The organism is Kitasatospora sp. NPDC001603 (assembly GCF_040298365.1).
GTDB lineage: Bacteria > Actinomycetota > Actinomycetes > Streptomycetales > Streptomycetaceae > Kitasatospora.
This window is the reverse complement of sequence record NZ_JBEPAA010000040.1, coordinates 39,545-61,201: the sequence shown is the minus strand read 5'-3', so window position 1 is coordinate 61,201 and position 21,657 is coordinate 39,545. Positions and strand designations below refer to the sequence as shown.

General features: G+C 71.3%; 17 protein-coding genes. 8 read left to right on the top strand and 9 right to left on the bottom strand.

All coding sequences use genetic code 11. The annotated features are described in order from the left end of the window. Both ABT263_RS24030 and ABT263_RS24025 read left to right on the top strand, forming a co-directional pair. Positions 1–972: a diacylglycerol/lipid kinase family protein gene (locus ABT263_RS24030; protein ID WP_329489554.1), complete on the top strand. Its 972-nt coding sequence runs from the start codon at positions 1–3 to the stop codon at positions 970–972. Positions 973–1,341: 369 nt separating this feature from the next. After that, positions 1,342–1,593, top strand: coding sequence for a WhiB family transcriptional regulator (locus tag ABT263_RS24025; RefSeq protein ID WP_014138019.1), 252 nt, complete (start codon positions 1,342–1,344; stop codon positions 1,591–1,593). 477 nt (positions 1,594–2,070) lie between these two features. Here the strand turns inward: ABT263_RS24025 and ABT263_RS24020 are convergent, their stop codons facing one another. The 7 genes from ABT263_RS24020 to ABT263_RS23990 all read right to left on the bottom strand — a co-directional run bounded on the left by ABT263_RS24020 (position 2,071) and on the right by ABT263_RS23990 (position 11,805). Further along, entirely contained in the window at positions 2,071–3,591 is a 1,521-nt protein-coding gene (locus tag ABT263_RS24020) for a sensor histidine kinase (RefSeq protein ID WP_329489553.1), read from the bottom strand. A gap of 430 nt (positions 3,592–4,021) precedes the next feature. Beyond that, entirely contained in the window at positions 4,022–5,080 is a 1,059-nt protein-coding gene (locus tag ABT263_RS24015; protein WP_352293112.1) for an SIS domain-containing protein, read from the bottom strand. Positions 5,081–5,289: 209 nt separating this feature from the next. Beyond that, the gene (locus ABT263_RS24010; RefSeq protein ID WP_502885852.1) at positions 5,290–6,588 is read right to left on the bottom strand and encodes an extracellular solute-binding protein; all 1,299 of its coding nucleotides are present in this window, start codon (positions 6,586–6,588) and stop codon (positions 5,290–5,292) included. A 435-nt stretch (positions 6,589–7,023) separates the two neighbouring features. After that, entirely contained in the window at positions 7,024–8,577 is a 1,554-nt protein-coding gene (locus ABT263_RS24005) for a glycoside hydrolase family 3 protein (protein WP_352293108.1), read from the bottom strand. A 6-nt stretch (positions 8,578–8,583) separates the two neighbouring features. After that, positions 8,584–9,411, bottom strand: a complete 828-nt coding sequence (locus ABT263_RS24000) for a carbohydrate ABC transporter permease (RefSeq protein ID WP_329489549.1) — start codon at positions 9,409–9,411, stop codon at positions 8,584–8,586. Continuing rightward, positions 9,408–10,433: a carbohydrate ABC transporter permease gene (locus tag ABT263_RS23995; RefSeq protein ID WP_329489548.1), complete on the bottom strand. Its 1,026-nt coding sequence runs from the start codon at positions 10,431–10,433 to the stop codon at positions 9,408–9,410. Before ABT263_RS23995 ends, ABT263_RS24000 begins: the two co-directional genes overlap by 4 nt. Before the next feature lie 88 nt (positions 10,434–10,521). Continuing rightward, entirely contained in the window at positions 10,522–11,805 is a 1,284-nt protein-coding gene (locus ABT263_RS23990; protein WP_329489547.1) for an extracellular solute-binding protein, read from the bottom strand. Positions 11,806–12,141: 336 nt separating this feature from the next. On the opposite strand from ABT263_RS23990, the gene ABT263_RS23985 reads away from it, so the two are divergent. The 4 genes from ABT263_RS23985 (at position 12,142) to ABT263_RS23970 (ending at position 16,096) form a co-directional block, all read left to right on the top strand. Then, positions 12,142–12,933, top strand: coding sequence for a GntR family transcriptional regulator (locus ABT263_RS23985; protein ID WP_329489546.1), 792 nt, complete (start codon positions 12,142–12,144; stop codon positions 12,931–12,933). Between the two features lie 319 nt (positions 12,934–13,252). Beyond that, the gene (locus tag ABT263_RS23980; RefSeq protein WP_329489545.1) at positions 13,253–13,510 is read left to right on the top strand and encodes a DUF3311 domain-containing protein; all 258 of its coding nucleotides are present in this window, start codon (positions 13,253–13,255) and stop codon (positions 13,508–13,510) included. Further along, positions 13,507–15,120: a monocarboxylate uptake permease MctP gene (gene mctP, locus ABT263_RS23975; protein ID WP_352293106.1), complete on the top strand. Its 1,614-nt coding sequence runs from the start codon at positions 13,507–13,509 to the stop codon at positions 15,118–15,120. The genes ABT263_RS23980 and mctP overlap by 4 nt, the downstream gene beginning before the upstream one ends. A gap of 154 nt (positions 15,121–15,274) precedes the next feature. Then, on the top strand, positions 15,275–16,096 hold the full coding sequence (locus ABT263_RS23970; protein ID WP_329489543.1) for a histidine phosphatase family protein: 822 nt from the start codon (positions 15,275–15,277) through the stop codon (positions 16,094–16,096). Between the two features lie 46 nt (positions 16,097–16,142). Here ABT263_RS23970 and ABT263_RS23965 read toward each other — a convergent pair whose 3' ends face one another. Next, entirely contained in the window at positions 16,143–17,099 is a 957-nt protein-coding gene (locus tag ABT263_RS23965; RefSeq protein ID WP_352293104.1) for a helix-turn-helix domain-containing protein, read from the bottom strand. Positions 17,100–17,542: 443 nt separating this feature from the next. On the opposite strand from ABT263_RS23965, the gene ABT263_RS23960 reads away from it, so the two are divergent. Further along, positions 17,543–18,037, top strand: a complete 495-nt coding sequence (locus tag ABT263_RS23960; RefSeq protein ID WP_352293102.1) for a GNAT family N-acetyltransferase — start codon at positions 17,543–17,545, stop codon at positions 18,035–18,037. Between the two features lie 182 nt (positions 18,038–18,219). Further along, positions 18,220–20,466: an SGNH/GDSL hydrolase family protein gene (locus tag ABT263_RS23955; protein WP_352293100.1), complete on the top strand. Its 2,247-nt coding sequence runs from the start codon at positions 18,220–18,222 to the stop codon at positions 20,464–20,466. Here the strand turns inward: ABT263_RS23955 and ABT263_RS23950 are convergent. Then, the gene (locus tag ABT263_RS23950) at positions 20,436–21,635 is read right to left on the bottom strand and encodes a glycoside hydrolase family 113 (RefSeq protein ID WP_352293098.1); all 1,200 of its coding nucleotides are present in this window, start codon (positions 21,633–21,635) and stop codon (positions 20,436–20,438) included. The two genes, ABT263_RS23955 and ABT263_RS23950, sit on opposite strands and share 31 nt — an antisense overlap. Positions 21,636–21,657 lie beyond the last annotated feature (22 nt).

Genomic DNA, 21,657 nt, shown 5'->3' with positions numbered 1-21,657 from the left:
ATGCGCGCTCTCCTGGTCGTCAACCCGAAAGCGACCACCACCAGTGGCCGCACCAGGGATGTCCTGATCCATGCCCTGCGCAGCGACCTCAAGCTGGAAGTGGCCCAGACGGAGTACCGCGGCCACGCGCGCGACCTGGCCCGCGAGGCGGTCGAGGACGGCGCCGTCGACCTGGTGGTGGCCCTGGGCGGCGACGGCACGGTCAACGAGGTGGTCAACGGACTGCTGACGCACGGCCCGGGCGAGAAGGTCCCCCGGCTGGCCGTGGTGCCCGGCGGGTCGACCAATGTGTTCGCCCGCGCGCTGGGTCTGCCCAACGACCCCGTGGAGGCCACCGGGGCCCTGCTGAACGCCCTGGACCAGCGCCGGGAGCGGCCGATCGGCCTGGGCAAGGCGATGACGGAGGGGCTGCCGGACCGCTGGTTCACCTTCACCGCCGGCCTCGGCTTCGACGCGGGCGTGGTGGGCCGGGTGGAGGAGCAGCGCAGAGCGGGGCGCAGGTCAACCCACGCGCTCTACGTCGGGCAGGCGCTCCGGCACTACGTCACCCAGCGTGAGCAGCGCCGATCGGGCCCCGTCACCCTGCAACTGCCGGGCCGGGCGCCGGTGCCGGGCCTGGTGCTGGCCATAGTCAGCAACACCTCGCCGTGGACGTTCCTGGGCAACCGCCCGGTCTATCCCTCCCCGCTCGCCTCCTTCGACACGGACCTCGATGTCTTCGGCATCACCCGGATGACCGCGTTCGGCACCGCTCGAACGGTCCGTCAGATCCTGCGGTCGCACACGCCTTCGGCCGATGGCGCCGCCCCTGCCGGCCCGTCCGGAAAGCACGTCGTCTCCTACCACGACGCTCGGCACTTCACCTTGGTTTCGCAGGAACCGGCCCCATTCCAGGTGGACGGGGACCACCTTGGAGACAGGAGTCGCGTCAGTTTCACAGGCGTACGGCGGGCACTGCGTGTGATTGTGTGACTGGAAGGAGGGTTCTCCCTTCTTCTCGAACGCACAAGCCCCCTTCACTCCATAGAAGTACTGGCTGTGAGCTAGGCGACACCGAAGAATCAAAAATTCCTCCCTGAAGGGGGTTGTATCCGGGCCCGAGGTTTGCGAACCTCTACATGGCGATCGGGACACATCGCAGCGACGGCAACCACAGACCCTGGCGGGCGCCGACCGCGGAGTGTCCCTCGAATCGCCGAATCCCTCCCCAGCACAGACCACCCGGGCCCGATGGGCCTTTGGTCTCTTTTGCTGTTGCGGGATTCGTGAAAGCGTTCACATTCACAAGCCATCGATTATGCCGATCGGGTCACCCCCGCCGGCAGGAGGAGTTGGACGACCATGGACTGGCGCCACCGCGCTGTCTGCCGCGAAGAGGACCCGGAGCTTTTCTTCCCGATCGGGAACACCGGTCCTGCTCTGCTGCAGATCGAGGAAGCCAAGGCCGTGTGCCGCCGCTGTCCGGTCATGGAGCAGTGCCTGCAGTGGGCGCTCGAGACCGGCCAGGATGCCGGCGTCTGGGGCGGTATGAGCGAGGACGAGCGTCGCGCGATGAAGCGCCGCGCTGCCCGCAACCGCGCCCGCACCGCCTGATCACACGCCGTAACACCAGCAGTGACCGCAGTGCCGATCAACACATGATCAAGGGCTTCCCTGCACTTCCTGGCGAAGCCTTCCGTACAAAGGACCTTGCTCGACACGGTCCGACGACACCGGGCCGCCCAGGCACTTGATACTGTTCACTTAGAGCAATATTGTGGAGCTGAGGCGCTCACCGTGTGCAACGCACCGGTGAGGTGTCGTATCACCCAGAGCCCCCGTTCCGGCCGACTCCCCCCGACGGCCGGAACGGGTTGAGAGGCCCTGTCGACCCACCCCCCCCGGTCGACAGGGCCTCGTTTCTGTTTCCGCGTCCGGTCACGCGCGGCGGCCACCCGCCGTTCGGGTCACTTCCCGACGGCCACCTGCGGTGGTGCGGAGGTGCGCACCCGGCGCCCGTTCCGGGTACACGCCCCCGGCACACTCCACTGCGCCCCGGGTGCCGCGCCGTGTCCGTCGAGCCGGGACGGCTCAGGGCACCGGGATCTCCAGGATCACCTTGGTGCCGCCGTTCGGTCCCGCCACCATGTCGAAGGTGCCGCCCAGCTCCCCGGTGGCCAGGGTCCGGACGATCTGCAGCCCGAGGTTGCCCGCCTGCTGCGGGTCGAATCCCTCCGGCATGCCCCGGCCGTCGTCCTGCACGGTGATCAGCAGGTACTCCTCCGGCCGGGCGCCGCCGTTCCAGCTGTCCGACCAGCCCATGCCGGTGGCCGGGGCCCGCCCGCGCAACGCGCTGACCTCCAGGTTCCCGGAGGCGGACGGCCCGAAGGCGTGCTCCAGCGCGTTCTGCAGCAGCTCGGTGAGCACCATCGCCAGCGGGGTGGCCACCTCGGCGGAGAGGATGCCGAAGCTCCCGCTGCGCCGGGTCGCCACCCGGCCGTCCTGGGACAGCTCCATCACCATGGCCAGCACCCGGTCGGCGATCTCGTCGAAGGCGACCTGCTCGTCCAGCGCCTGGGAGAGCGTCTCGTGCACGATCGCGATCGACCCGACCCGGCGGACCGCCTCGTCCAGCGCGGCCCGGCCGGCGTCCGAGTCCATCCGGCGGGACTGCAGCCGCAGCAGGGCCGCCACCGTCTGGAGGTTGTTCTTCACCCGGTGGTGGATCTCCCGGATGGTGGCGTCCTTGGTCATCAGCTCGCGGTCGCGCCGCCGCAGCTCGGTGACGTCGCGGCAGAGCACCAGGGAGCCGGTCAGGGTGCCCTTGGGCTTCAGCGGGATCGCCCGCAGGGTCACCACCCCGCCCTGCACCTCGACCTCGGTCTGGCGCGGCGCCCAGCCGCTCGCCAGCTTCACCAGCGCCTCGTGCACCGCCGACCGCGAGGGCGGGACCAGCTCGGCGGTGGCCCGGCCGAGGTGGCTGCCGACCAGGTCGGTGGTGAGCCCGAGGCGGTGGTAGGCGGAGAGCGCGTTGGGGCTGGCGTAGGTGACGATGCCGTCGGCGTCGAGCCGGATCAGGCCGTCGCCGACCCGGGGGGCGGCGTCCATGTCGGTCTGCTCGACACCGTGGTACGGGAACGTCCCGGCGGCGATCATCTGGGCCAGGTCGGAGGCGCTCTGCAGGTACGTGAGTTCGAGCCGGCTGGGGGTGCGGACGGTCAGCAGGTTGGTGTTGCGGGCGATCACGCCGAGCACCTTGCCCTCGCGCCGCACCGGGATCGACTCGACCCGGACGGGCACCTCCTCGCGCCACTCCGGATCGCCCTCGCGCACGATCCGCCCCTCGTCGAAGGCGGCGTCCAGCAGGGGCCGGCGGCCGCGCGGGACGAGGTGGCCGACCATGTCGTCCTGGTAGGAGGTGGGCCCGGTGTTGGGCCGCATCTGGGCCACCGAGACGTACCGGATGCCGTCCCAGGTGGGGATCCACAGGACCAGGTCGGCGAAGGAGAGGTCGGAGAGCAGCTGCCACTCCGAGACCAGCATGTGGAGCCAGTCCACGTCGGCACCGGTCAGGGTGGTGTGGCGGCGGACGAGTTCGTTCAGCGAGGGCACATGGCGAGCGTAGCTCCAGGTCCCGGGCGGGGACGTGGCGCACCCGCCCGCGCGCGGGTGACCGCAGGTTGTCCAGACCAATTTTCGGGGTCCCCTGGACAACCCAGATTGGTCTAGTCCACAATGAAAGAGCACCAAGGAGAGGCCGCCGCGCAACTGCCCTGACCGCGCGACGCCGCTCCTCGGTCGGATACCGCCGAGCGAGGACCCCGCACAGTTCTCGGTCGTCCCGGTGCCCGACGACAGCTCCGGGCTGCGGTGCCGCATGGGTTGAGGGTCCCGTGTCGGCGCCGTGGCCCGTAGTGCTTCCCGCCCCCGGCCGGGGGCGCTCCCCGCCCCGGCGGGACACCCGCGGACCGCTCCGGCCGCTCAAACGCCGCACCCCCGTCCACGGCCCGTGGACGGGGGTGCGGCGTCGTGGCGCCCGCGGTCAGTGCGTCTCGGTGACCTTGGCCAGGGCGCGCGGGGCGTCCGGGTCCTGGCCGCGGGCGATGGTGACCTCGTAGGCCAGCAGCTGCAGCGGCAGGATCTCCAGGACCGTCTGGACCTCCTCGGGTACGCCGGCCGGCAGCACGAAGCCCGCCGAGGCGGCGTCCACCTGCTGCCGCTGGCCGATGACCACCAGGTCCGCGCCGCGGCCGCGCAGGCGGTCCAGGACCGGCTGCAGGGCCTCCCCGCCCTTGCCCTCCGGGACGATCGCGATGACCGGGGAGACGTTGTCGACCATGGCCAGCGGGCCGTGCAGCAGATCGGCGCCGGAGAACGGGGAGGCCGGGATGTAGGTGGTCTCCATGAGCTTCAGCGCCGCCTCGCGGGCGGTCGGGTAGCCGTAGCCGCGCGAGGTGATGACCAGGCGCTGGGCGAAGCGGTAGCGCTCGGCCAGCGCCTTCACCTCGGGCTGCCGGGCCAGGATGCCGGCGGCCAGCTCCGGCAGCTCGCGGGCGGCCGTGCCGTCGCCGCCGCGCAGGCCCTCGACCAGCAGGTAGAGCGAGAGCAGCTCGGCGGTGTAGGTCTTGGTGGCGGGCAGCGCCTTCTCCGGGCCGGCCAGCACGTCGATGTGGAACTCGGAGACCTCCGCGAGCGGCGAGGAGGCGTTGTTGGTGACCGCCAGCGTGATCGCACCGGCCTCGCGGGCCGCCTTGGTGGAGGCGACGAGGTCCGGCGAGCCGCCGGACTGGCTGACGGTGACGACCAGCACGTCCGTGAGGTCCGGCTTGGCGCCGTACGCGGTGGTGGTGGACATCGAGGTCAGACCGGCCGGCTTGCCGAGCAGGATCTCGACCAGGTACTTGGCGTAGAGCGCCGCGTTGTCGGAAGTGCCGCGCGCGGTGAGCAGGACGAAGCGAGGGTTGCGGGCGGCGATCCGGGCCGCGATGTCGAAGATCTTCGGGGCGCCCTCGTCGAGGATGCGCCGCAGGACGGCCGGCTGCTCGGCCATCTCCGCCGCCATGATCCGGCCGGGGACGGGGGCAGTCTGCGGGTCGGACATCAGGATGTGCCTCCGATGAGATGGTTCGACCCCGCCCGGACGGGGATGCCCGGCGAGGACCTCTACGGCGGCGAGTCCGCACACTCGCTGCGGTGGTTCCGTGATTCCTGCGGCAATCGTACGGGGACTCCCCCGCGCGGCACATCCGAGAGCCCCTCCCGGTGGTCCGGAAGGGGCTCTCCCCGGGGCACCGGCCCCGCCGGCGGGGCTCAGCCCTGCTTGTTGATCAGCTGGTCGATCGCGGCGTCCGCCTCCTTGGCGGCCTGGTCCACCGGCTTGTTGCCCTTGAGGATCGCGGTGAGCATGTCGGGCAGGATCTTCTGCTTCTCGATCGCGCCCCAGCCCGGCGCCAGCGGGGTGAACCAGGCGTCGGGCACCGCGTTGGCCGCGGCGGCGGTCGCCGGCTTGCTCTTCAGCGGGTTCAGCTGGGTGAGGTTGTTCGGCAGGATGTCCTTGTCCGCCAGCGCCTGCTGGGACTTGGTACTGGTGAACATCCGGACCCAGTCGGCGGCCAGCGCGGCCGACGGCGACTTGGCGGTGACGGCGAGGTCCGAGCCGCCGATGAAGGTCGGCAGCGGCTTGCCGCCCGGGCCGGGCATGGTGGCCAGCTTGACGGCGTCCTTGAGGGTCGGGTCGCCGGTGACCGGCGCGGTCACGCTGGAGGCCTCGTAGCCGTTGCCGTAGAAGGCCCCGGCGTGGCCGCGGGCCATCGCCTCGAACTGGTTCTGCTCGTTGACCGCCAGGTCGCCCTTGTTGTACTTGCGCACCAGGTCGACGAAGTGGTTCAGCCCCTGCTGGGACTTCGGGTCGCTGAGCGTGCCGTGCCAGTTCCCGGCGCTGTCGAAGCGGGCGATGGCGCCGCCGTACGCGGAGACGTAGCTCATCGCGGCGTACCAGTACGGGCCGGGCAGGTAGAGCGCGGAGTAGCCCTTGTCGGCCTTGTTCTTGTCCGCGACCTTGTCCAGGGCCGCCTTCAGTTCGTCCTCGGTCTTGGGGAACTCCGCGCTGCCGGTGGCCGTCTGGAAGGCCGTCGCGTTGTAGATGGCGACCCGGGCGCCCGCGTAGTACGGCACGCACCAGAGCTTGTCCTGGTAGGTGCAGGTGTTGGCGAGCGCCTTGATCCAGGCGTCCGAGTTGTCGAAGCTGGAGCGCTCCACCGGGGCCAGCGCGCCGGCGAGCACGTACTTCATGGTCTCGGTGTTGCCGAGCTCCACCACGTCGGGGGCGTTGCCCTCGGCGAGCGCCTTGTCCAGCTTGCCGACCTTGTCGGCCCACCCCTGGTAGGCCAGCCGCAGGGTGACGTTGGGGTACTTCGCCGCGAACTCGTCGTTCACCCGCTGCACGAGGTCCGGCCAGTTCTTCTGGGCGTCGTCCATCAGCCAGACGGTGACCGTGCCGGTGGCGGACTTCGGGTCCGCCGTGGCGGCCTTGCCGTCGCCCGAGGGCGAGCCGCCCGAGGAACAGGCCGTCAATCCGGCGGCGAGCGCCAGGATCCCGAACGTCGCCATGAGCTGACGCTTCTTCACGCCATCCTCCGAGGGTGCTAGAGCCTGTGCCCGCCGGCAGCGTGATGGCGCGTCCGCCGGGAGGGATCCGGGCGGGGACGGCGAAGTGCTTCAGGAAGGGCCTATACCACATCCGGTGAGGTTGAAGTTCGAACCGGATGGACTGGAGCCTGGCCTAGACCACTGGCGGTGTCAACGCCAAATGGCCAGGCCGACAAGGACGTTGCAGACCTGTTGTAGCCCGTGGCGATCAGTTGCGACGTCATCACCCTAAGTAGAACTTAAGACTGTCTTAAGGCCGATTTGAGGGAACACCGTCATCTGGGAACGCCGCAGGCCAACGGCGGGAAAACGGAACGGGCCCGCCATGCGCCATGCGCATGACGGGCCCGCTCGCGGAGGCCTTCCCGGCCCCCGGGGTCACGGTCCGACGGGACCTCAGCCGATCGCTCCCGACTGGCCGGTGAGCACCTCGACGGCCGCCAGCCCGCAGACCCGGGCGGCGCCGTGGGTGGCGATGTGGAGCGCGCCGACCGGCTCGGACTGCGGCAGGCCCATCTCGACCACCGCGGCGTCCGGGCGGGCCGCCACCAGCCGGGACAGCGCGGCGGACATCCAGGCGTAGCGGTGCGCGTCGCGGACCACCAGCACCAGGCGGCGGCCCTCGGCGCCGGCCACCACCTCGGCGACCAGCGCGTCCAGCTGCTCCGGGGCGGCGTCCTTCGGACCGACCTCCCGGGTGCGGGTGCCGGGGAAGCGGTCGGCCAGCATGTCGGCCACGCCCCACGGGGTCACCGCGCCGACGGCGATGTTGGGCTCGTCGGAGAACGAGGCCACGTACGGGCGCTCGGTCACCGGCAGGGCCTCCCGGCCCGGCGCCCGGACCACCCGCAGCGCGCGGCGGGCGGCCCGCAGGCCGACCGCCAGATCGGGCTCCAGCCGCTCGCCCTGGGCCGCGATCCGGCCCCAGCTGCCGAGCGCGCGCACCCGGTCGGCGGCCTCGGCCAGCCGCTCCTCCGGGAGCTTGCCGGCCCGCACGCCCGCCACGATGGCGTCGCGCAGCAGCAGCACGGTGTCCTCGTCGGCCAGCCCGCCGCCGACGCAGATCGCGTCCGCACCGGCCGCCAGGGCCAGGACGGTGCCCTCGCCCATGCCGAAGGTGTCGGCGATGGCGCCCATCTCGATCGCGTCGCTGACGATCAGGCCCTGGTAGCCGAGGCCGCCGTCGACCGGGGCCGCGCGCAGCAGGTCGCGCAGCACGCGGGGGCTGAGCGTGGCCGGCAGCTTCGGGTCGAGCGCCGGGATCATGATGTGGGCCGTCATCACGGCCTTGGTCCCGGCCGCGATGGCGGCCTGGAACGGGATCAGGTCGCGGGCGCGCAGGGTGGTCAGGTCGACGTCGATCACCGGCAGGCCGTGGTGCGAGTCGACCGCGGTGTCGCCGTGCCCGGGGAAGTGCTTCGAGCAGGCGGCCACGCCGGCCGACTGCAGGCCCTCGACCCAGGCCGCGGTGTGCCGGGCGCACAGCTCCGGGTCGGCGCCGAAGGAGCGGACGCCGATCACCGGGTTGCGCGGGTTGGAGTTGACGTCCGCGGTGGGCGCCCAGTTGTAGTTGACGCCGGCGGCCGCCAGCGCGCGGCCCAGCTCGCGGGCGACGTCGCGGGTCAGCGCCGGGTCGTCGATCGCGCCGAGGGCGAAGTTGCCCGGCCAGGAGGAGCCGGAGCCGGCCTCCAGGCGGGTGACGTCGCCGCTCTCCTCGTCGATCGCGATCAGGAGGTCGGGGTTCTCCTCGCGCAGCGCCCTGGTGAGCGCCGACAGCTGGTCGAGACCGGTGACGTTGCGGTCGAAGAGCGCGACCGAACCGAGGCCGGCCGCGAGGTGGCGGCGGACCCACTCCGGGGGCTCGGTGCCGACGAAGCCGGGCTGCAGGACGGTCAGCGCGTCACGGTGCAGCTGGTCGCTGGCCGGGAGGGTGGGGACAAGGATGCTCACGTCGCGTCAGCCCTTCACTGCACCGTCGGTCAAGCCACCGACGGCCTTGCGCTGGAGGAATACGAAGAGGATCAGCACCGGGAGGGCGAACAGCGTCGAGGCGGCCATGGTGGCACCCCAGTCGGTGCCGAAGTTGGTCTGGAACGAGGACAGCCAGAGCGGCAGGGTCTGCCCCTCGGTCTTGTTCAGGATCAGGACCAGGGGGAACTCGTTCCACGCGGTGATGAAGCCGAACAGCGAGGTCGACATCAGGCCCGGGGCGAGCAGCGGGAAGATCACCTTCACGAAGGCCTGGGTGCGGGTGCAGCCGTCCACCATCGCCGACTCCTCCAGCTCCTTCGGGACGGCGGCGATGAAGCTGCGCAGCGTCCAGATGGTGAAGGGCAGGACCATCATCATGTAGAAGGCGGTCAGCGGGACCAGGCTGTTCAGCATCTCGCTGTCGCGGGCGATCAGGTAGACCGCGATGGTCATGACCTCCCAGGGCGCCATCTGCGCCGCCATCACGACCAGGACGAAGGCCTTGCGGCCGCGGAACCGCATCCGGGCGATGGCGAAGGACGCCAGGGTCGCGATCACCAGCGAGATCAGCACCGCGACGACCGTCACCGTGAAGCTGTTGGTGACGTACGTCCAGAACTTGGGCGCGTTGACCGCCGTGGTGAAGTGGTCGAACGTCGCGTGGATCGGCAGGAAGACCGGCGTCCGGCTGACGATGTCCTTGTCGTCCTTGAAGGCCGTGATGACCATCCAGTAGACCGGGAAGATGAAGAAGACGAAGAGGACGAGCGCGATCACGTTCGGCCAGGTACGTCCGATGAGCGAGCGCCTCACAGCTCGTCCTCCTGCTTCAGAATGATCCGGAAGTAGTACGCCATCAGCACGCCGAGCATCAGGATGGTGAGCACCGCGATCGCGGCGCCGGTCCCGTAGTGCTGGGCGCCGGAACCCTCCAGGAAGGCGTGGACGGGCAGCGTCCGGGTGAGCGAGTCGGGGCCGCCCGCCTTGATCGCGTAGACCTGGGTGAAGGCCTTGAAGACCCAGATGACCTCAAGGAAGGTCGTGGCCAGGAAGAACGGCCGCAGGCTGGGGAAGATCACCGAGGTGAAGATCTTGGCGGGGCCGGCGCCGTCCATCCGGGCCGCCTCGTAGAGCTCCTTCGGGATGGTCGTCAGACCGGCGTACATGTTGAACGCCACGAAGGGGATCGAGCCCCAGACGATCAGCAGGATGATCACGAAGAAGGTGGAGTACTGGCTGCCGGTCCAGTTGTAGGCGGCCATCGAGTGCCAGCCCAGCTGGTCCAGGAACCAGTTCACGACACCGAAGCGGGTGTCGAACAGCCAGGTGTAGACGGTGGTCGCGGCGACCACCGGCATGGCCCAGGCGAGGAGCAGGCCGACCGAGAGCACCAGCCGCATCTTCTTGCCGAGCCGGTTGAGCAGCAGGCCGACCAGCGAACCGCCGACCATGATCAGGACCACGTTGACCAGGGTGAACGCGACCGTCCGGCCGGTGACCGCCCAGAAGTCGGCGTTGGTCAGCTGCTCGGTGTAGTTCTCGAAGCCGTTCCACTCGGTCAGGTGCTGGACGAGCTGGCGCGCGTTCAGGTTCTGGAACGAGACCAGCACGGTCTTCAGCAGGGGCCAGCCCAGCAGGCCCAGGGTCACCACGGTGGCCGGCAGCAGCAGCAGGTACGGGGCGAACCGCGTGCCGAAGCCCGGTCCGCCCGCTGTTCTGGTGCTCTTCTTCGGAGTGCCCTCGGCGCCGCCGGCGACGCTCGTCTCAATAGTGGCCACAGCAGCCTTCCCTGTGTCCGGGGACTGTGTCTGCACCCGCTCCGAATGCACAGCCATCGTTCTCTCTTCCTGGAACCTGACCACGACGGACAGGCGCCGCCCACCGGCCCCCCGCCGGGGGCCGGTGAGCGACGCCGCTCGACTACTACTGCTTGGCGTTCAGACGCTTGGCGATCTCGTCGTCGGCCTTCTTGGCGGCGGCGGCGTAGTCACCGGTCAGGGCGCCGGTCAGGAACTCCTTGATGGGGTTCGGGTTGTTCTCGACGCTCGCCCAGTTCGGCGTGGTCGGGGTGATCCCGCCGGAGGAGGCGGCGACCTTGGCGGCGGCGGCGAAGTCGCCGACCACCTTGTCGTCCAGCGACTTCTTGTTCGGGATGCTGCCGGCACCCGCGACGAGACCCTCGTTCTTGTCGTTGAGGGCGATCTTCAGGAAGTCCTTGGCCATGTCGGTGTTCTTGCTCGCCTGGGCGATGGCCAGGTTCGAGCCGCCGAGGAACACGCCGGAGGCCTTGTCGGCGGTCTTGCCCGGGAGCGGGAAGTAGCCGATCTTCTCCTTCGGCATCTCCTTCTCGGTCGGGATCTCCCAGCCGAGGCCGATGATCGAGCCGATGTCGCCCTTGGCGAAGACGTCCTTCTGCTGCGGCTTGGCCTCGTCACCGTCCTTGGCGGCGGTGGCCGAGTAGCTCTGCAGCTTCTTGTAGGTGTCGAAGGCCTTCTGCGCCTCGGGGGTCGACAGACCGCCGGCCCACTTGTCGCCGTCCTTCTTCGCCAGCTTGCCGCCCTCGCTGGTGAGCAGACCGAAGTAGGTGTACCACTCCTGGCCGGGCATGTAGATCGGGTCGGTGACGCCGGGGACGGCCTTGACCTTCTCCAGGTCGGCGTAGAACTCGTCCAGGGTCTTCGGCGGCGTGGTGATGTTCGCCTTGCCCCAGATCTCCTTGTTGTAGGCGACCACGCGGTTGGTCACGAACCACGGGGCGGCGTACTGCTTGCCGTCCAGGATCGCGGACTCGCTCTGGTTGTCGTTCCAGTCGGCACCGCCCAGGGCGGCCTTGTCCTTGGTGATGTCGAGCAGACCACCGGTGGCCGCGTAGCCCGCGGTCTGGGTGTTGCCGACCTCGAGGACGTCGACCGAGCCCTCGGACAGCGCCGCGGTGACCTTGGGGCCGATGCCGGTCCACTCCTGGATCTGGTACTCGACCTTGGAGCCCGGGTAGGTGGACTCGAACTCGGTCTTGACCGCGTCGTCCCAGCCCTTGGGGGCCGAGCCGGACATCAGCCACACCTTGAGCGTCTTGCCGCTGTAGTTCTTGGCGGCGGACGAGGACGAGCCGGCCTTGTCGCCGTCGCTCTTGGCGTCCGAACCACAAGCCGCCAGGCCGACGACCATTGCTGCGACGCCGACCGCCGCGATGAGCTGACGCTTCACGCCATCCTCCTGAGGGATGCCTGAGTGACCCCCGTCGGGTGGCAGCGGCAGACCCACATAAAGCGGGAGGAAAGGTGCCGCGGAGCCCATCGAACGGGTGGGGGGATTCATAGTTACCGATCTAGTGGTGTAGACCAGATGCCTGGAGCTTGGCCTAGACCAATGGGCCTGTCAACGGCTCTTAGACCGATCCGGACCACCCGTTATCAAGCCGACACCGCACATCGTTCATCGCGTGATGAGGTATTCGTTCCGTAGCCATACATGCAACGATGTGAGTTGTTAACGATGCGGCGGGGCGCCCAAAGACCCCGCGAGAAGCGGGAGACAGGTCCGATGAGCAGCGACGGGGGCAGCACGGCCCAGGTCAACGACCCCCAGGTGAAGAACCTCCCCGCGCAGACCGGCGCGGACGCCACCGCGCGGGTGCCCAAGTACTACGGCCTCAAGCGCCATCTGCTGCAGCTCACCGAGACCCAGCCGGCCGGTACCCCGGTACCGCCCGAACGGGCACTCGCCGCCCAGTTCGACACCTCGCGCACCACCGTCCGGCAGGCCCTCCAGGAGCTGGTGGTCGAGGGGCGGCTGGAGCGCATCCAGGGCAAGGGCACCTTCGTCGCCAAGCCCAAGGTCGCCCAGGCGCTCCAGCTCACCTCCTACACCGAGGACATGCGCGCCCAGGGCCTGGAGCCCACCTCCCGGCTGATCGAGATCGGCTACATCACCGCCGACGACCGGCTGGCCCCGCTGCTGGACATCAAGCCCGGCGGGCGGGTGCTGCGGATCGAGCGCCTGCGGCTGGCCAACGGCGACCCGATGGCCATCGAGGTCGCCCACCTCTCCGCGAAGCGCTTCCCGGCCCTGCGCCGCAACCTGGCCAAGCACAACTCGCTGTACACGGCCCTGCGCGAGGTGTACGGCGTCACGGTGGCCGAGGCCGAGGAGACCATCGAGACCACCCTGGCCACCCCGCGCGAGGCCGGGCTGCTCGGCTCCGACCTCGGGCTGCCGATGCTCCAGCTCGCCCGGCACTCCTTCGACGCGGACGGCGACCCGGTCGAGTGGGTGCGGTCCATCTACCGCGGCGACCGGTACAAGTTCATCACCCGGCTCAAGCGCCCCGAGTAGGCTTCCGGCCGCTCCCCCACCGCTCTCCCGGCACCGGCGTACGCACGGCGTACGCCGGTGCCTTCGTGCACGGGCCCGGCGCGCGGCGGCCCGCCCCGGCGCGCGGAGCGTCCGGAATGCGGGAAGTTCTGTCGTTCCCGGTGACACAGATCACGCCATGCTCTAGATTTCGCACCCGTATTGACTGTCGATCACCAGTGGTGCTGCTCGGCGGGTTCCGGGGGGCTGTGCGGTGCTCCGGGGCTGCGGCGCCGTCGGGGTGAGCCCTCTGGAGCGGAGCCGAACCATGTCGTCAGATCCTGCTGCCACCGAACCTGTCATGCCCGAGCCACCGGGCCCGGCGGCCGTGCCGGCGGTGACGCCGGAACGGGTCCTGGCCGGGCTCGCCCTGCTCGTGCCGATCGTCGCGATGCTCTGGGTGTCCTCGTACGACAAGACCGACCCCGAGGCGGGCGGGGTGCCCTTCTTCTACTGGTACCAGCTGCTCTGGGTGCCGGTGTCGGCCGTCTTCACGGTGGCCGCGTACCTGCTGATCAACCGGGACGAGAAGGCCCGCAAGGCGGGTGGCGCGCGATGACCGGCGTCAACGTACCGGCCCTGACCGTCTTCGTCCTCTTCTTCGTGCTGGTCACCGTGATGGGCTTCATGGCCTCGCGCTGGCGCCGGGCCGACGACGCCCTGCACCTGGACGAGTGGGGCCTGGGCGGCCGCAGCTTCGGGACCTGGGTGACGTGGTTCCTGCTCGGCGGCGACCTCTACACCGCCTACACCTTCGTCGCCGTCCCGGCGGCGGTCTACGCGACCGGCGCGGCCGGCTTCTTCGCGGTGCCGTACACGATCATCGCGTACCCGCTGGTCTTCCTCTTCCTGCCCCGGCTCTGGTCGGTCTCCCGGGTGCACGGCTACGTCACCCCGGCCGACTTCGTGCGCGGGCGGTACGGGTCCAAGCCGCTCGCCCTGGTCGTGGCGCTGACCGGCATCCTGGCCACGATGCCCTACATCGCGCTCCAGCTGGTCGGCATCCAGGCGGTGCTGGACGTGCTGGGCGTCGGCGGCGGGGAGAACGCCAACTGGTTCGTCAAGGACCTGCCGCTCTTCATCGCCTTCGGCGTGCTGGCCGCCTACACCTACTCCTCCGGGCTGCGGGCGCCGGCGCTGATCGCCTTCGTCAAGGACGCCCTGATCTACATCGTGATCATCGTCGCGGTGATCTACATCCCGCTGCGGCTCGGCGGCTACGGGCACATCTTCGACGCGGTCGGCGAGAAGTTCAGCGCTCCCAAGTCGGCCGGCTCGCTCACCGTGCCCGAGAACAAGCAGTGGACGTACGCCACGCTGGCGATCGGCTCGGCGATGGCGCTCTTCATGTACCCGCACTCGGTGACCGGCGTACTGGCCTCGAAGTCCCGCAACACCGTCCGCCGCAACATGGCGATCATGCCCGCCTACTCGCTGATGCTGGGCCTGCTGGCGCTGCTCGGCTTCATGGCGATCGCGGCCGGCATCGGCAAGGGCGACAAGAAGTTCAACGCCCAGCTTTCGGTGCCGCAGCTGTTCGAGAACATGTTCCCGGACTGGTTCACCGGCGTGGCCTTCGCGGCGATCGGGATCGGCGCGCTGGTGCCGGCCGCCATCATGTCGATCGCGGCGGCCAACCTCTTCACCCGCAACGTCTACAAGGAGTTCCTGAAGCCGGCCGCCACCCCCGCCGACGAGACCAGGGTCGCCAAGCTGGCCTCGCTGCTGGTCAAGGTCGGCGCGCTGGTCTTCGTGCTCAGCATGGACAAGCAGGCGGCGATCAACCTGCAGCTGCTCGGCGGGCTGTGGATCCTGCAGACCTTCGTCTCGATCGTCGGCGGCCTGTTCACCCGGTGGTTCCACCACTGGGCGCTGTTCGCCGGCTGGGCGGTCGGCATGATCTACGGCACCTGGGAGGCGTACGACATCGCCAGCCCCGCCACCAAGCACTTCGGCGGGAACGCCGCCGAGATCCCCGGCATCGGCGAGCTCGGCTACATCGGCCTCACCGCCTTCGTGCTCAACCTGGTCGTCTCGGTGGTGCTCACCCTGGTGCTCCGGGCGGTCAAGGCGCCGGACGGGCCGGACGAGACCCGGCCGGGCGACTACAGCGCCGAATCCGGCGACGAAGAGCTGAAGAACGCGCCGGAGCCCGTGGCGGCGCACTGATTCGCTCCGCGCGCGCCCTGTGACCGCGCCGCCTCCTCCGTGAACACTGGAGGAGGCGGCGCGATCATATGTATGAACGGCCGCACATGCAGGGCACCACCAGACCGGACCGGCATCCGGCCGGCACCCGATCGACCCACGGGGAGCAGCGGCGATGGCAGAGCTCGGCACCACACTCAACGGTCAGCACCAGTCCACCCACCGGCCCGGCCCGCAGGTCACCGCGGCGCCCTACCCGGCGGCGCCCGCCCCGCACACCGCGCCGGTGACGGCCCCCGGCCCGCTGCCGTCCGTGCTGATCGCCACCCGGCACGGCGAGTCCACCGCCAACGTCGAGTTCCAGCTCGCCGAGGCGGCCGGCGCGCTGAGCGTGCCGATCAGCTGCCGCGACGCGGACATCCCGCTCTCGCTCCAGGGCCGGCAGCAGGCCCAGGCGCTCGGCCGCTGGTGGGCCGGCCTGCCCAGCGCCGACCGCCCGCGCAGCGTCTGGTGCTCCCCCTACGAGCGCACCACCGAGACCGCCCGGATCGCGCTGGCCCAGGCCGCCGGGCTGGGCGCGGTACCGGTCTCGCTCGCCGTCCGCTACGACGAGCGGCTGCGCGACCGCGAGCTGGGCATCCTGGAGATGCTGCCCAAGGCCGCGATCGAGGCCAGGCACCCGGACGAGGCCGCGAGACGCCGCAAGATGGGCGAGCTCTACTACCGCCCTCCCGGCGGGGAGTCCTGGGCGGACGTGGCCCTGCGGGTGCGCAGCGTGCTGCGCGACATCTGCGCGGAGGAGGCCGGGCGGCCGGTCCTGCTGGTCGCGCACGACTGTACGGTGCTGATGCTCCGCTACGCGCTGGACCGGCTCACCGAGGCGCAGTTGACGGCCCTGGACACGGTCCGCAACTGCTCCACCAGCCTGTGGCGGGCCGAGGCCGGGCGGCTGCGCCCGGCGCACTGGAACGACACCGGGCACCTGACGCTCGGCTGAGGCCGCGGGCCGTCGGCCGACGGGGGCGGGCCCGGGCGGGCCGCCGTCAGCCGACGGCCGGTTCGGCGAAGCAGCGGCGGTACGCCAGCGGGGTCGTGCCGAGCCGGCGGCCGAAGTGGTGCCGCAGGGTGGCGGCGTTGCCGAAGCCGCAGCGCGCGGCGATCGCGTCGACCGGCTCGGCGGTGCTCTCCAGCAGCCGCTGGGCGAGCAGCAGCCGCTGCCCGGTGAGCCAGCGGTGCGGGGTGGTGCCGGTCTCCTGCTGGAAGCGGCGGGCGAAGGTGCGCGGCGACAGGTGCACCCGGGCCGCCAACTGCTCGACGGTGGACTCCTCGTCCAGGTGGTGGCGCATCCAGTCGAGCAGCGGCGCGAGGGACTCGCCGTCCCCCTCGGGCAGCGGCCGGGCGACGAACTGGGCCTGGCCGCCCTCCCGGTGCGGGGCCACCACCATCCGGCGGGCGATCCCCCGGGCCACCTCGGCGCCCTGGAACCGGCGGACCAGGTGCAGGCAGGCGTCGATGCCCGCCGCCGTGCCGGCCGAGGTGATCACCGGGTCGTCGTCCACGTAGAGCACGTCCGGCTCGACGGTGGTCCGCGGGAACCGGGCGGCCAGCTCCGCGGTGTGCCGCCAGTGCGTGGTCGAGCGGCGGCCGTCCAGCAGCCCCGCGGCGCCGAGCACGAAGGCGCCGCTGCAGATCGAGAGCACCCTGGCACCGCCCTCCACCGCCGCGCGCACGGCGTCCACCAGCGGCTCCGGGTAGTGCGGGCGCACCCCGGTGGCGGTCACCACGACGAGGTCGGCCTCGGCGAGCCGCTCCGGGCCGTACGGGACGTCCACCGAGAAGCCGGCGTGGGTGCGGTGCGGCCCGGGGCGGGCACCGGCGACGGCGAAGTCGTACCGGGGCAGGCCGTCCGCACTGCGGTCCAGGCCGAAGACCTCGCAGGCCACCCCGAGTTCGAAGGGGTGGAGCTCCTCCAGCACCACCGCGACCACGTTCTTCAGCATGCCGCCCAGGATGCCTCCCCGGGGAGCCCGCGGGGAAGGGCCCGGGTGGCAGGATTTCGATGGGATCGGGCATTCCTGCCACTCGTGGCCGGCCTGCCGCGCCGCGAGAGTGGAGCCATGGACTCCGACACGCTCGCAAGTGCACTCGCCCTGGTCGGGACCGTCGGCGGCTTCGGACTGCTCGGCACCCTGATCGGGCGCGACGTGGCCCGCGGCGCCGCCACCGGCCGCGACAACTGGCACCGGCCCGGCGGGTACCCCGTCGACCCGGCGCTGCCCGACCGGCTCTACGGCACCATGCCGGCCGCCTCGCTGCGCCCCGACGCCGACCCGGCCGCCACCGCCACCCCTGCCGTCGCCGGCCCGGCGGCGGCCGCTGCCACCGGTCCGCGGGCGGCCGCCCCGGCGCCCGCCGCCGGACGCGGCTCCGGCACACTGACCGGATGGACATCGTCATCCGCCCGGCCCGCGAAGCGGACCTCGAAGCAGCCGGCCACGTCACCGTCGAGGCCTTCGTCGGCGACGGTTACACCTCGCCCGAGAGCCAGTACGTCGACCTCCTGCGCGACACCGCCCGCCGGGCCCGGGAGGCCGAGCTCCTCGTCGCGGTCGACGCGGCCGAAGGACGGGTGCTCGGCTGCGTGACCTTCGCCGTGGGCGGCACCGAGTGGGCCGACATCGCCACCCCGGACGAGGGCGAGATCCGGATGCTCGCCACCGCGTCGGCCGCCCGCGGCCGGGGCGTCGGCGAGAGCCTGGTGCGCGCCGCCCTGACCCGCAGCCGCGAACTCGGCCTGGCCGGGATGGCCTTCTCCACCCGCCCCGACATGACGACCGCCCACCGCATCTACGAGCGGATCGGCTTCCGCCGGACCCCGGAACGCGACTGGGCGCCGTACCCGGGGATGGACCTGATGGTCTACAGCATGGCCTTCTGACGGCCCACCGGGGGCGGTCCGGCCGCGGGCCGGCCCGCCGGTCAGGGGGCGGCGGAGCGGCGGGCCGGGGACCGGACCGGCCGGCTGCCCCGGCGGCCGACGAACGATCAGGCCGCTCTTTTGATATAAACCTCTGATCGAGACACGTCGTGGTAGCCCATCGATCAGAGGAGCAGCACCTCATGTACGACGGGCCCGGCATCGGCGCGCCCTCCGCGGCGAGCGGACCCACCCTGCGGGACATGCGCGAGGCGCGCGGGATCCCCGCGCCGCGCGGCAGCCGGTACGCGATCCCCGCGGAGCCGCCCGCCCCCCGGCGGCCGGTGCCGCCGTCGGTGCGCTTCAAGGCGGTGGACGGCCTGCGCGGCCTCGCCATCGCCTCCGTGCTGCTCTACCACACCAACTGGTTCCAGAACGGCCTGTTCGGTGTGGACGCCTTCTTCGTCCTCTCCGGCTTCCTGGTCACCCTGGTCCTGATCCGGGAGCTGGACCGCACCGACGGCATCGCCCTCGGCGTCTTCTACCGCCGCCGGGCCAAGCGGCTGCTGCCCGGCCTGCTGGTCACCGTGCTCCTGGTGGTCCTCGTCTCGGCCCTGCTCAGCCCGCTCAAGGACGTGAAGGAGCTGCGCCCGCAGGCGCTGGCCGCGCTGGCCCAGGTCGCCAACTGGGCGCAGCTGGAGCGCGGTGACGCCTACTGGCAGCACTTCGCCGGCATCGACCCGCTGGCCGCGATGTGGTCGCTCAGCATCACCGAGCAGTTCTACGTGGTCTGGCCGCTGCTCCTGCTGCTGATCTACGCCGTCTGCCGCCGCTCGCTCAAGGCCGCGGGCATCGTGACCGGTGTGCTGTTCGCCGGCGCCGCCGCCGTCGCCCCGCTGATGTGGAACGGCTCCAACAGCGACCGGCTCTACCTGGGCACCGAGTCCCGCGCGGTCGGTTTCGCGGCCGGCGCCGCCGCCGCCTTCGTGGTCTACCTGCGGCTGCGCCGCACGGTCCAGGAGGGTCCGGAGACGGGCTCGCGGGCCCAGCGGCGTTCGCCCGGCCGTCCGGGGGCCGGGAGCACGGTGCTGCCCACCGTGGTCGGCACCCTCGCGCTGGGCGGTCTGGTCTGGGCCAGCCTCAGCGTGGACAACTACCACGAGCCCTGGCTGTACCGGGGCGGGCTGGCCGGCGTCGCGGTGCTCTCGGCCGTCCTCGCCGCCTCGCTCTGCCACGACCGCGGTCCGCTGGTCCGGCTCCTCGCACTGCCCCCGCTGCGGCTCACCGGCACCATCTCCTACAGCCTCTACCTGCTGCACCTGCCGGTCTACTGGCTGCTCCAGCGGTTCGTCGACGACATCTCGCCGGCGCTGCTGCTGGCCATCGGCGCGCCCGTCTCCTGGGTGCTGGCCTGGCTGCTGCACACCGGCACCGAGCGGCTGCGGGTGCTGCGCTGGCGACCGCTGCCGACCATCCCGCTGCTGGCCGCCGCCGCGCTGACGGCCACCGCCGGCGCCTGGTACCTGCCCGCCTGGGTCGAGCACGACATGCGCGGCGGCCCCGCCGACAAGCCGCTGGTACTCGCCCTCGGCGACTCCTTCTCCGAGGACCTGGCCACCGGCCTGTACCGGCACGGCGACCGCTTCCGGGTGGTCGACGGCGGCATCAGCGGCTGCGGCGTGTTCGGCTCCGAGAAGGTCCGCGGCACCTCCCGGGTGGAGTTCGACACCACGGACGACTGCCGCGACCGCACCGCGCTCTGGGCGAAGAGCCTGGACCGCGTCCAGGCGCAGGCGGTCGTCCTGCACCTCGGCTGGGACGCCGCCGAGCAGTACCTGGACGGCAGCTGGCTCAACCCCTGCGACGAGGACTACCGCACCCGGTACACCGCCCAGCTCACCCAGGCGACGGACCTGGTCCGCGAGCGCGCGCACGGCGCCCGGGTGCTGCTGATGAACGAGCGGGTGCAGAACGGCGCGATCAGCAAGGCCTGGGGCACCTGCTACAACCAGCAGGTGGGCGACTTCGTGAAGGCCTCCGGCGGCGCCGTCCAGCTGCTCGACCTGAACGCCTTCTACTGCCCCGGCGGCAACTGCCTCTGGAAGGACCGGGACGGCCATCTGGTCTCCCCCGCCACCGACGGCGTGCACCTCACGCCGGCCGGCATGCGGCTGGTGACGCCGTGGCTGGAGCAGCAGATCGCGGACGCGCTGGCCGGGGTCCGGCCGCCGGACGCGCCGGCTCCCCAGCCGACGCCGACCGCCCCGGCGACGCCGACCGCCCCGCCGGCCACCGAACAGGCCACCCCGACCGAGCAGCCGTCCCCGAGCCACTCGACGACCCCGTCCCGCAAGCCCACCACCACGCCGTCCCGCAAGCCCACCACCACCCCGACCCGGGCGGCGACCCCGCCGGCCGGTCAGCCGGCCGCGCCCTCCGGGACGGCGTAGGTCTGCGCGAAGCAGTCGCGGATCGCCTGCTCGGAGGCGGGGCGCCCGGCGAAGTCCATCCGCGGGGTGTCCTGGTTGGTGGGCAGGGTCGGGTCGATGCCGAAGTAGAGCGACCAGAAGTACAGTCCGGCCAGCTTCCGCTCCTGCGCCACCTGGCAGACCGCGGTGAACCAGGTGGCCTGCACGGGCTCGTTGAGCTCGCGCTTGGTGTAGAAGTCACCGGGCGTCTTGTAGGCGCCCTTCTGCGCCGGGATACCCACCTCGGTCAGCTTGGTGGTCGGCTGCGGGCCCTTGCCGCGCTTGTCCAGCCAGCTGTTCCAGCTGGCCGCCAGGTCGGCCGCGGTGGCGTCGTCCCCGGCCGACTTGGCCGGGAAGTAGGCGTCGACGCCGGTGCGCCCGGTCGGCACTGCGACGGCGCCCTTGGACCAGTTGTCCCAGTTGGCGTCGTAGGCCACCTCGCCGTGGAAGGTCTTCCCGGCCTGCTCGACCAGCGGGGCCCAGTGCGGGTCGGCCTCCAGCGAGTTGAACTCGGTACCGATGGTGAACTCGGTCGCGTCGTGCTCCTCGGCCGCCTTCAGGTAGGGCGCCAGGAAGGCCGCGTAGCTGGCGAACCAGGCGTCCCGGTCGGTGGGGGCGATGTTGCCGCGCCAGCCGTTGTTGGCCGGCTTCAGCGACTCCTCGTCCAGGATCGGCCGGACGGTGGTGCGCAGGCCCGCCCGGTGCGCGGTGTCCAGCAGGATCGCCAGCCGGTCCGGGCTCGGGGTGGTCGGCCGGGCGGCGACCGCGTTGGACTTGCTGCCCACCGTGTAGAACGGGAAGGACACCGAGAGCGCGTTGGCGTTCAGGCCGACCACGTACTTGACGATGCGGTCCGCCTTGCCCTGGACGAAGCTCTCCGGGTCGGCCGGGTCGTCCAGCCAGTACACCTGGACGCCCCACTCCGGGCTGCCCTTCGCCCACGGCCGCGCCACCTTGAGCCCGGTGTCCTCCGGCGGCGCGTCCTTGCCGAATCCCCAGACCCGGCCCTGCTCGGCCGGGGCACCGGCCCAGTGCACCTCGGTCGGGCGCTTGTGGTCGAACTTGATCGGGTGGTCGCCCCAGACGATCGGCACGCCCACGGTGAGGCCGAGCACGACGGTCGGCAGGATGAAGATGACGAAGCGTTTCATATCTGGCAGCAGTCCCTGGTCG